The sequence below is a fragment of the Gammaproteobacteria bacterium genome, assembly GCA_037388465.1.
Lineage (GTDB): Bacteria > Pseudomonadota > Gammaproteobacteria > SpSt-1174 > SpSt-1174 > JARRKE01.
In genome coordinates this window covers 1-7,557 of sequence record JARRKE010000091.1, presented here as the reverse complement: position 1 = coordinate 7,557, position 7,557 = coordinate 1, and the positions used below count along the sequence as shown (strand labels likewise).

Sequence of the window (7,557 nt, the reverse complement as noted above, 5' to 3'; positions counted from 1 at the left end):
AGCACGCAGGACTGGGTCGGTATGGAATAGGTTTCGCGAATCTCGTCGATCAGCTGCAGCAACTGGGTCAGCGTGGGCAGGTGGTCGCTGGCCGGGTTGATGCCGATTACCGCGTCGCCGCTGCCGTTCAGCAGCCCGTCCAGGGTGCTGGCCGCCACGCCGCGGACGTCGTCGGTGGGATGATTGGGCTGCAGGCGCGTGGACATGCGTCCCGTCAGCCCGATAGTGTTTCGAAAGCGCGAGATGACCTCGCACTTGCTGGCCACCAGGATCAGATCCTGCAGGCCCATGATCTTGGAGACGGCAGCCGCCATCTCCGGCGTCAGGCCGGGCGCCAGTGCGCGCAATACCGGCGCGTCGACTTCGTACGACAACAGCCAGTTGCGGAACTCGCCGACCGTCATATGACTGACCGGCGCGAAGGCCGCCTCATCATGGCCGTCCACGATCAGGCGGGTGACTTCGTCGTCTTCGTAAGGGATCAACGCCTCATTGAGGAAGGCCTTGAGCGGTACTTCGCTCAAGGCCTCCTGTGCAGCGATGCGTTCGACGGCCGACCCGGCCGCCAAACCTGCCAGCATGTCTCCGGAACGGGCCGGCGAGGCCTTGGCCAGGAGGGTCTTCAGATCCCCGAAGCGGTACCGGACCCCATCAACCACATATCCGTAAGCCATGGCGTCAGTCCACGTCTCCGCGGGCAAGGGCGGCTTCCATGGGCGGAATGTCCGCCTCGGACAGCTCGATGCCCTGGCCCTGGCGCTGACCGTGAGTCAGCAGGTAGTACACCAGCGCCACCGCGAACAGCGCCGCAAAGATGCCGGAAATCACCAGGTTGTAGTAGACCATCGCCACCAGACTCAGGATGGACAGGCCCACCGCAATGGCGGGGAACACCGGATAGAACGGCACCTTGTAGGGACGGTGCATCTCCGGTGCGGTCTTACGCAGTACGAACAGGCTGATCATGCTGATGATGTACATCACCACCGCGCCGATGGCGGCCATGGTGATCAGCTCATCCGTCTTGCCCGAATACAGGGCGATGATGCCGATCACGCCGCCGGCGATCAGGGCCCAGTGCGGGGTCTGAAAACGCGGATGCACCTTGGCCAGGAAACCGGGCAGGTAGCCGGCGCGGGCCAGCGCGAACATCTGGCGGGAATAACCGATGATGATGCCGTGGAACGAGGCGATCAGGCCGAACAGGCCGATACCCACCAGCATATGCACCCAGCCGCTGTCCTTGCCGACCGCCATGGCCATGGCCGCGGGCAGGGGGTAGTCCTTGTCGCTCAGCTGATGCCAGTCGCCCACGCCGCCGGCGATGAACATCACGCCCAGGGCGAGGATCACCAGCGTCGCAATGGCGGCGATAAAGCCCTTGGGAATGGTGCGCTTCGGCTCATGGGCTTCCTCGGCTGCCATCGCCAGACCCTCGATCGCCAGATAGAACCAGATGGCGAACGGAATGGCCGCGAAGATACCGCCGATGCCATGCGGCATGGGGTCGGCCATGAAGTTGGCGGTGGAGAAGTGCGGGCCGACCACGCCCATGAAGATCAGCAGCTCGATAATCGCCACTACCGTGACGAACAGCTCGAACGCTGCGGCCTGCTTCACCCCGAGCAGATTGATGCCGACGAAGACCACATACGATCCGATCGCAATGGTCATCACCGAAATCTGCGGGAACAGGAAATGCACGTAACCGCCGAGCGCGTAGGCGATGGCGGGTGGCGCGAACACGAACTCCACCAGGGTGGCGTAACCGGCAATCAGCCCACCGAACGGCCCCAGCGCTCTGTGCGCGAAGGCGAACGGTCCGCCTGCGTGGGGAATGGCCGTGCTCAGCTCGGCAAAGCTGAACACGAAGGTCGTATACAGCACCGTAATCAACAGGGTGGCGATGAGAAAGCCGATCGTGCCGGCCTCACCCCAACCATAGTTCCAGCCGAAATATTCGCCGGATATCACAAGCCCTACGCCGATTCCCCACAGGTGCCACGACCCCAGGGCACGACGCAGGCCACCGCCTGAACTCGTACTCATGACTGAATCTCCTAGATGTAATGTCCTAATAAATGGAAAGTTGTTGCTGTTGTTGGCTGTAAATTAAACAGACGGCAATAAAAACTACGCAGGGTCAGCGGCAACTTCTGTGCCAAATCAGTATGGTGGGTAAAAAACTAAACAAAAACAGTGGGCTGTAATTAGCCGCGGTATGGAGGTGTCCAGAGTGCTGCCCCAGCGTAGTGCATGGCGGCTTTTTCTGGTCTATACCAGTGCAATGATATGCACCGGTTCGATGGAGCCTGCGAGTGTCTAAACGGGGGTTCGGCGGTTTCGTGATGCAGACGAGTGGTCAATGCGGGTTGAAGTTGTCGCCGACTGTTGATGTGTCCAGCCTTACTTCTGCTTGGCGGCCATCCACCATTGCTCCTGATGGCGCATGGCATCGATTTCAGAAGCGGGTACGGGACGGCTGAAATAATAGCCCTGGCCGTATTCGCAACCGTGTTTACGCAGCCATTCCCACTGGGTCCGGGTCTCGATGCCTTCCGCAAGCGATCTCAGCCCGAGGCTGTGCGCCAGTTGCATGGTGGCGGTCACGATGGCAATGCTGTCATCGTCATCGGGTATGCCGTCGACAAAGGACTTGTCGATTTTGAGGGTGTGGATGGGCAGCTGTTTCAGCCGGCTGAGAGAGGAATAACCGGTGCCGAAATCATCCAGCGCAATCCTGAGACCGCCCTGATGGAACCGCATGAGCGCGGCTTCCATGTGTTGCGGTTCGTGGCTCATGGCGCTTTCGGTGATTTCCAGTTCCAGGGACTCGCTGCTGACGCCGGCCTCGGCGATGATGTTCAGTATCGTGTCCGCGATATCCCCATGCCATAGCTGGCGCGCCGACAGATTGACCGAAACCAGCAGTTCCAGGCCCTCTGCTAGCCAGGCCTTGGTCTGGCGGCATGCTTCCTTAAGAACCCAATCACCGATGGGAATGATGAGTCCGGTATCTTCTGCGACCGGCAGGAATTCGCCGGGCGGAATCAGGTTCCCGTCTTCGTCCTGCCAGCGTATCAGGGCTTCGACGCCGGTCATGGTGCCGGTCGCCAATTCGATAACAGGTTGGTAGTAAAGTACGAATTCCTGTCTTTCCAGGGCCTGATGCAGGCGGTTGGCTACCGACATGCGCTGATGCTGGCGTTCGGTCAATTCCGCCGAGTAGAACGCATAGTTACCCTTGCCCAGTTCCTTGGCGCGGTACATGGCCGAGTCCGCATATCTGAGCAGGGTATCCGTGTCGCGTGCGTCATGGGGGGAAATGGCGATCCCGATACTGGCGCCGATGTAGGTCGTATGGTCATCGATGATGAACGGCTGTTTCATCTGGTCGATCAGGCGTTGCGCCTGCTTGGCGACGTTGAGCAACAGGCTGTCCTGGCTTGTTGTCTCCTCCTGCTCGCGGGAATTGGTGCTGGACATCAATACGATGAACTCATCGCCACCCTGGCGGGCCACCATGTCGCTGCCGCGGATATTACCGGCTATACGTTCGCCGACCTGGCGCAGCAGCTCGTCGCCCGCGGCATGTCCCAGGGTGTCGTTGACCAGCTTGAAATCGTCCAGGTCGATGAACAGCACCGCCAGTACTTCTTCGTTTCTCTCCACATGCGCAAGCGCCATCTGTAGGGTATGGATGAACAGGGCGCGATTCGGCAGGTCGGTCAGCCCGTCGTGGAATGCCTGGTGCGTCAGCAGCTCCTGTGCCTGATTGTGCAGCGCCTGGGTGCGCAAGGCCGCGATGCCATAGGCGAGGTTGCTGGCGATTTCTTCAAGCAGTTTCAGCTCGTCGGTGTCGAATGCATAGCTGTCCTTGCTATAGATGTTGAGTGAGCCGATCGCTTTGTCATCGCTGACCAACGGCAGCGATATCAATGCGGCGTAGTGGTGGGCGAGCGCCTGCAGGGTCCATTCGTCGGTCGTGGTCTGTTCCGTCAGGTCCTGGATCATGTAAGGCTGTTTTTCCCGGATGGCGCGGCAGGGCAGGCAATCGCTGCTGGCGACATCGATATGGATGTTTTTAAGATCCGCAGCGAAAGCGGTGTCGCTACCGGCTTCACCGACGATCCGGAGACCGGTGGGGCGCTCGTGGCTGAGCAGGCCAACCCAGGCGAATTGATAGACCTGTTCATCGACGATGTTGTCGCAGACGCCCTGCACCAGTTCGGTTTCCGTGGTTGCATGCGTCAGCAGCGTGTCCTGGCTGTGCAGGATGTTCAATGCCCGTGTGGTATGAGCCAGCTGCTCCTCGCGCTGTTTGCGTTTGGTGATATCCGTCATTACGCCATGCAGTGCCACGATCCGGCCGGACGTGTCGTGTTCCCAACTGCCGCGGTCTTCGAACCACCGGATGGCATTGTCGCCTTTGCGACGCATGCGGTAGGTAATCACGAAGTCGGTATTCTGTTGACGGGCGGCGTCGATTTCGGCCAGCGCCTTTTCGCGATCATCGTCCAACAGCAGGTTTATGCGCAGGGCGGGATCTTCGAGGAATGCCTTGGCTTTAAAGCCAAGCAGCATGTCGACCGCCGGACTGATAAAAACGGTTTTGAGATCATGAGGCGTGGCGGTATAGAGAATGCCTTGTACGGTATCGACCATGCCCTGGATGCGGTTTTTTGCCGCCATCAGCTCGGCCCGTCCCGCCTCCAGACGGTCGGTCATGGTGTTGATGCTCTTGGCGAGCGTTCCGACCTCGTCGTTGCTGCTGTAGTCGATGTGTTGCTGGAAATCGCCCTGGCCGATCCGCTCGGTAATGTTCGTAAGCCGTCTCAGCGGACTCATGAGCCGGTAACCGAGCAGGGCCAGGATGATTGCCAGGGCAGCCAGTACGGCGATCACGATGAGCGCCGCCTGCAGTGCCAGGTGGCGCGCGGGTGCGAAGATGACATCTTCCGGTTGCTCGATCGCAAGACCCCAGCCGTTGTCTGGAACACCGTCACGTGTTGCCTGACGGACGTGGGTGGACAATACGGTATGGGCCCCATCTGACCGATGGACGGATTCGTGTACCCCGGAAGCGAGAAGCGCCTGCTGTACCTCGGCATGTTGGGCAAAATGCGTTGGAGGTGGCATTTTGCGTCCCTGCACGTGTTCGGCGATGACCTTGCCGGTACGATCGAACAGGAAGACGGAGCCGCCCTTAAACCCTGTATTGAGAATGTCGCTTATCGCGGACCATCGGTACTGTGCCACCACGGCGCCGATGATCCTGCCGCCGTTTTCGTCTTCGGATTTTTCCCGGATCGGGGCGGCAAACAGAAGCGTGCGCCGGCCGGTGTGGTCTGAAACCACCACGTCCGAGTTGTATATCTCGCCCTTCAGGGCCGCCTTGAATGCGGTATAGGCAGCAGAGTCCTTGTCGATATCGTCGTGCTCCTCATGGGGTTCGGTGGTCAGCAGATAGGCGCCGTTTCGGTCTATCACCATCAGGTCGTCCCATGGGCCGGTAATCCTGCCCCGTTCCTCGAGCTCTTCTTTTAGCAGCCTGCGGTTCGTTTCCGTTCGGTCGGCAGGGGAGGCGACGTAGACCTTCAGAAACTCATCTTGCACCAGGATGTGCATATCGCGCCGTGCGTAGGCCAGGGTGTCATCGATCTTGCTCAGGATGCTGTGGGCCGCCGTGAGCTGGGCCTCGACGGCCCGTTCCTGAAGGACGTTGTGGATCTGGTAATAAAGCAGAGCGCCCAGGGCCGTCGCCGTTATCATGGCGGTGACGCTGACGGCCAGCCCGTACTTGGTGCTGAGTCTCATCGGGGTGATTCGGAGCAGGGTGGGACTACGGCGTCGTAGGAAGCCTTAGTCCATTTTTCTGGCATGCCCCTGTTTATCACATCGCTGTTCCTCGCGAGTCTATCGTCGGAGTATAGATGAAATACAGCGGGTAACTGCTTCAAAAACGTCAGGATAGTGACAATCTGAGGGCGCCGGATTTTGGCTTAAGTGCCAGGGGCGCCGCCGTTAACCTGGCGGTGACACTGACGGCCGGACCGTCTTTGGAGCTGAATCTCACACGTCAAATGGTTGACGTTGGCCCCATCAGCTACTTCAGGGCGGGTATTAGGTCGGGGGAGGGGCGGCGAGTGATACCGTGAGGGGGTGTAAGACAAAAAAAGGCCCCGCAGAAGCGGGGCCTTTTGTACTGCATCCTGATTGCGCAGGTTTGATGCTTAGACGGCGCGGACGTTCACGGCCGACGGACCCTTCTGGCCCTGCTGCACCTCGAATTCCACCTGCTGGCCTTCGGCCAGAGACTTGAAGCCGGTGCCCTCGATGGCGGAGTGATGCACGAAGACATCCTTGCTGCCGTCCTGCGGGGCAATGAAGCCGAAGCCTTTGGCGTCGTCAAACCACTTTACTGTTCCTGTACTCACAGGTCATACCTCTATCTATCAGTTGATTACGATGGTCGTGCAGTTCACTTCTTGAAGTGGCATTGCGGGAGGATCGACCAAGGACATCTGGAGGTACTACCGGAACTGTACTACAGGAACTGTACTGCAACACGGCGCACTATACAGGTATTTGGCGGGAATACCACAACTATTTTCGATGACTTTGGACCGTGCTGGCTGGCACCCTGTTGCGGTGCTATTCGGCCTGGGTCGCTTTGATCCCCAGAACCGCATATTCAAATTGCGCGCGTGCCTGATGTCGCTGCTCGGTGTATTTGCCGTTGCGCGGCGTGAGAGCAAGATAATCACGGAGAATGATTTCCGCACGCTTCGCCTTGTAGGTTTTCAAGAAAGGATGGACTTGTTTTAGAAGCCCCAGGGCCTGTCGGTTGTAGATGGCGTAAGTGAAACTCGGGGTGTGATGGGCTTGGCTGATACGCTTGCTGGTGATTTTGCCGACGCCGACACTGTCCAGCACGAACTTCAGCAGTGCTTCTTCTGTGTTGCTGATGCTGATGACCAGCTGACGGTTTTCATTGCGGTGCTTGCGGGTGAGAGTAATGGTGCCTTCGCCGTCGATGAGGCCGGCGATATACGCGGCGTCCACGGCATTGAGCTGGTTTGTCGTTTTGTAGGTGGCCATCCGTGCCTCCTGTACAAAAAGAAGCCCTGACCAGACGGTCAGGGCGGGTATTGGTGGAGGCGGCGGGACAGCTGGTCCATATCTTTCGATATGGGCTGGACTATTCCTTCACCTGCCGTCGCCGGCAGGGGAGGGCGTGTTGTGGGTTGGCGCCCCCTGGCGTTCACCCACCCTAGTACTCCGTGGAGAGATTCTCTTTAGGAGCCTATGAGTCTCTAGCCGGCTTACGGGTTTCCCCTTCACCGGACGGCGTTGGCGTAGGGCCTTGCCCCTTAGCGTTCACCGTATGAGCCCTCTTTTTCCAACGGGGATCACTCCCCGTGGCGACCATTGCGTTAATCGAACCCGCGTCCGCAAGTCCTCTGCCGTTGGTACTACATGCTTATCCAGTCTATTGATTTAACCGGCTGCTACCCGACGGGCAGGGAAAACAGTCGGCGATTCCGGTAAGGTTTT

Annotated in this window: 5 protein-coding genes; all 5 read right to left on the bottom strand. The window is 59.1% G+C overall.

Annotated features, from left to right (window positions below):
- Positions 1–674 (bottom strand): ethanolamine ammonia-lyase subunit EutB (gene eutB, locus P8Y64_12725; protein ID MEJ2061330.1); only part of this gene is annotated, 674 nt, incomplete at its 3' end.
- A 4-nt stretch (positions 675–678) separates the two neighbouring features.
- Positions 679–2,049 (bottom strand): ethanolamine permease, encoded by a 1,371-nt coding sequence (gene eat, locus P8Y64_12720; GenBank protein ID MEJ2061329.1) that lies wholly within the window; start codon positions 2,047–2,049, stop codon positions 679–681.
- Between the two features lie 357 nt (positions 2,050–2,406).
- Positions 2,407–5,817: an EAL domain-containing protein gene (locus tag P8Y64_12715; protein MEJ2061328.1), complete on the bottom strand. Its 3,411-nt coding sequence runs from the start codon at positions 5,815–5,817 to the stop codon at positions 2,407–2,409.
- A gap of 416 nt (positions 5,818–6,233) precedes the next feature.
- Positions 6,234–6,437 carry a cold-shock protein gene (locus tag P8Y64_12710; GenBank protein MEJ2061327.1) on the bottom strand — a complete coding sequence of 68 codons (204 nt, stop codon included), beginning with the start codon at positions 6,435–6,437 and terminating at the stop codon, positions 6,234–6,236.
- Positions 6,438–6,654: 217 nt separating this feature from the next.
- Positions 6,655–7,101, bottom strand: coding sequence for an LAGLIDADG family homing endonuclease (locus P8Y64_12705; protein ID MEJ2061326.1), 447 nt, complete (start codon positions 7,099–7,101; stop codon positions 6,655–6,657).
- Positions 7,102–7,557 lie beyond the last annotated feature (456 nt).

Excerpts from the sequence above, each read along its gene's own strand:
- eat (MEJ2061329.1), bottom strand. The coding sequence starts at position 2,049 with ATGAGTACGAGTTCAGGCGGTGGCCTGCGTCGTGCCCTGGGGTCGTGG.
- P8Y64_12715 (MEJ2061328.1), bottom strand. The coding sequence starts at position 5,817 with ATGAGACTCAGCACCAAGTACGGGCTGGCCGTCAGCGTCACCGCCATG.
- P8Y64_12705 (MEJ2061326.1), bottom strand. The coding sequence starts at position 7,101 with ATGGCCACCTACAAAACGACAAACCAGCTCAATGCCGTGGACGCCGCG.